This window comes from Micrococcus sp. HG099 (genome assembly GCF_024723355.1).
Taxonomy (GTDB): Bacteria; Actinomycetota; Actinomycetes; order Actinomycetales; family Micrococcaceae; genus Micrococcus; species Micrococcus endophyticus.
Map to the genome: position 1 here is coordinate 1 of NZ_JANQCJ010000195.1, position 2,761 is coordinate 2,761.

The 2,761-nt window shown below is 77.1% G+C and carries 3 protein-coding genes; all 3 read right to left on the reverse strand.

The genetic code is table 11. The features are described from left to right. Positions 1 to 36: 36 nt before the first annotated feature. Positions 37 to 474: a chorismate mutase gene (locus tag NWP10_RS11400; protein ID WP_258300985.1), complete on the reverse strand. Its 438-nt coding sequence runs from the start codon at positions 472 to 474 to the stop codon at positions 37 to 39. Positions 475 to 483: 9 nt separating this feature from the next. Then, the gene (gene mnmA, locus NWP10_RS11405; protein ID WP_017489759.1) at positions 484 to 1,620 is read right to left on the reverse strand and encodes a tRNA 2-thiouridine(34) synthase MnmA; all 1,137 of its coding nucleotides are present in this window, start codon (positions 1,618 to 1,620) and stop codon (positions 484 to 486) included. After that, the coding region (locus NWP10_RS11410) for a cysteine desulfurase family protein (protein WP_258300986.1) at positions 1,617 to 2,761 on the reverse strand (1,145 nt) is incomplete at its 5' end. The genes mnmA and NWP10_RS11410, both read right to left, overlap by 4 nt.

The window sequence follows — 2,761 nt, forward strand, 5'->3', positions numbered from 1 at the left end:
ATCGTCGGCAGCGTCAGATGGGTATAAGGGCCGGCCTCAGGCATCGGCGCCGCCGCACCGCGGGTCGTCCCCGGCGTCCGTCCGCGTCCGGTCCGGCGCCGCATCGGCCGCCGGGTCCCCGGCGGGCGCCTCGGGCCCCGCCCCCGCGGCGAGGGCGCGGTGGTGGCGGATCACCTCGGCGATGATGAAGTTCAGGAACTTCTCGGCGAACGCGGGCTCGAGGTCGGCCTCGATGGCGAGCCGGTGCAGGCGCTCGATCTGGGCGGCCTCGCGGCCCGGGTCCGAGGGCGGCAGCTCGTGGCGCGCCTTCAGCGCCCCGACCCGCTGCGTGAACTTGAACCGCTCGGCGAGCAGGTAGACGAGCGAGGCGTCGATGTTGTCGATGCTGCCGCGGATCGCGTACAGCTCCGCCAGGACCTCGGGGTCCGTCCGGCCGGTGAGCGAGCTGGCGTGGGGGTCGTAGTCCGGGCTCATGGCCGAAGCCTACGCATCGGATCCGGCGGCGAGTCGGGCATTGCGGGCGGTGTCGATGGTGGCCTGGCCCAGCACGCGGGTGCCGCGGTAGAGCACGGCGGTCTGCCCCGGCGCGACGCCGCGCAGCGCCCGGGCCGGCTCGATCTCCCAGCGAGGACCGCCGGCCTCGTCCTCGAGCTGCCGGGCCCGCGCGTCGACGATCTCCCCGTGGGCGCGGAACTGCAGGGCGCAGTCGAACCACTCCCCCGTCCGCGCCTCGGGCAGCGCGGCGCCGGCCCACGTGGGGCGGATGCCGCTGATGCGGTCCACGTCCAGCAGCTCCCGGCCGCCCACCACCACGGTGTTCTCCTTGGGCCGCACCTCGAGCACGAACCGCGGCCGGCCGTCCGGGGCGGGGCGGCCGATGGCCAGGCCCTTGCGCTGGCCCACCGTGAACGCCTGCGCGCCGGCGTGCTCGCCCACGGCGTGGCCGTCCGCGTCCACGATCGGGCCGGGCGTCAGGTCGATGCGCTCGGCGAGCCAGCCGCGGGTGTCCCCGTCCGGGATGAAGCAGATGTCGTGGGAGTCGGGCTTGGCGGCCACGGACAGGCCGCGCTCGGCCGCCTCGGCGCGCACGAGCTCCTTGGAGGGCGTGTCCGCGAGGGGGAAGAGGCAGTGGGCGAGCTGGTCCGCGGTGAGCACGCCGAGGACGTAGGACTGGTCCTTGGCGTCGTCGGCGGCCCGGTGCAGCTCGAGGCCGCCGTCCGGGCCGGGCCGCACGGCGGCGTAGTGACCGGTGCACACGGCGTCGAAGCCGAGCTCGAGGGCGCGCTCCAGCAGGGCGGCGAACTTGATGCGCTCATTGCAGCGCATGCACGGGTTCGGCGTGCGCCCGGCCGCGTACTCGGCGACGAAGTCCTCCACCACGTCCTCGGCGAAGCGCTCGGAGAAGTCCCACGTGTAGAAGGGGATGCCCAGGCGCTCGCAGGCGCGCCACGCGTCCGAGGCGTCCTCGATGGTGCAGCAGCCCCGCGAGCCGGTGCGCAGCGTACCGGGCATCCGGGACAGCGCCAGGTGCACCCCGACGACGTCGTGCCCCGCCTCCACGGCGCGCGCGGCGGCGACGGCGGAGTCCACTCCCCCGGACATGGCGGCCAGGACCTTCATCGGCTCTCCTCCTTCGTGGTCGGTGCGCCCTTCGTCGTCGGGGCGTCGCGGCGCGGCGCGGGGGCGAGGCCGCGCAGCGCGGCGATCAGCGCGTCCACGTCCGCCGGGGTGCTCGTGCGCCCCAGGGTGAACCGCTGGGTGGCCCGCGCGTCGGCCTCGGTGCGCCCGGGCAGGGCGGCCACCACGTGGGAGGGCTCGGCCACCCCGGCGGTGCAGGCCGAGCCGGAGGACGTGTCCAGGCCGGCGGTGTCGAACGTGAACAGCAGCGCGTCGGCGGTGCGGCCGGGCACCGTGACGTGCACGTTGCCCGGCAGGCGACGGGTTCCGGCCGGCAGCGGCGCCCCCGTGGCCGGGTCCGCGTCCCGCGGCCCGGTCAGCACCACGGTCTCCAGGGCGTCGACGGCGTCGATCACCCGGTCCCGCAGCGCCCCGAGCCGCACCGCCTCGGCCGGCTGCTCGGCCACGGCCTCGGTGAGGGCGGCCGCGAGCGCGGCGGCCAGCGCCACGGAGACGGTGCCCGAGCGCAGCCGGCGCTCCTGGCCGCCGCCGTGGACCACGGGCGTGAGGGCGACGTCGCGGCGCACCAGCAGGGCGCCCACGCCCACCGGGGCGCCGGCCTTGTGCCCGGACACCGCGAGGGTGGCCGCCCCGGAGGCGGCGAAGTCCACGGGCACGGCGCCGACCGCCTGCACGGCGTCCGTGTGCAGGGGCACGCCGTGGGCGGCGGCGATCCGCGCGGCCTCGGCCACGGGCTGGACGGTGCCGATCTCGTTGTTGGCCCACATCAGCGCGGCCAGGGCGGTGCGCTCGGGGGCCGCGGCGAGCGCGGCCTCCCAGGCGACGAGGTCCACGACGCCGTCGGCGTCCACGGGGACGATCACCGGCTCGGCGCCCTCGTGGGCGGCGAGCCAGTCCACGGCGTCCAGGACGGCGTGGTGCTCGGCGCCGGTGAGCACGATCCGCAGCCGCCGCGGGTCGGCGGCCCGCCGGGCGCGGAACAGGCCCTGGACGGCGAGGTTGTCCGCCTCGGTGCCGCCGGAGGTGAGCACCACCTCGCTGGGGTGCGCGCCGAGGGCCACGGCGACCGCCTCGCGCGCCTGCTCGAGCGCCAGCTTCGCGCGCCGCCCGGAGGCGTGCAGCG

What these genes read in the sequence shown, in the direction of transcription:
- mnmA (WP_017489759.1), bottom strand. Translation starts at nt 1,620, where the DNA reads ATGAAGGTCCTGGCCGCCATGTCCGGGGGAGTGGACTCCGCCGTCGCC.
- NWP10_RS11400 (WP_258300985.1), bottom strand. Translation starts at nt 474, where the DNA reads ATGAGCCCGGACTACGACCCCCACGCCAGCTCGCTCACCGGCCGGACG.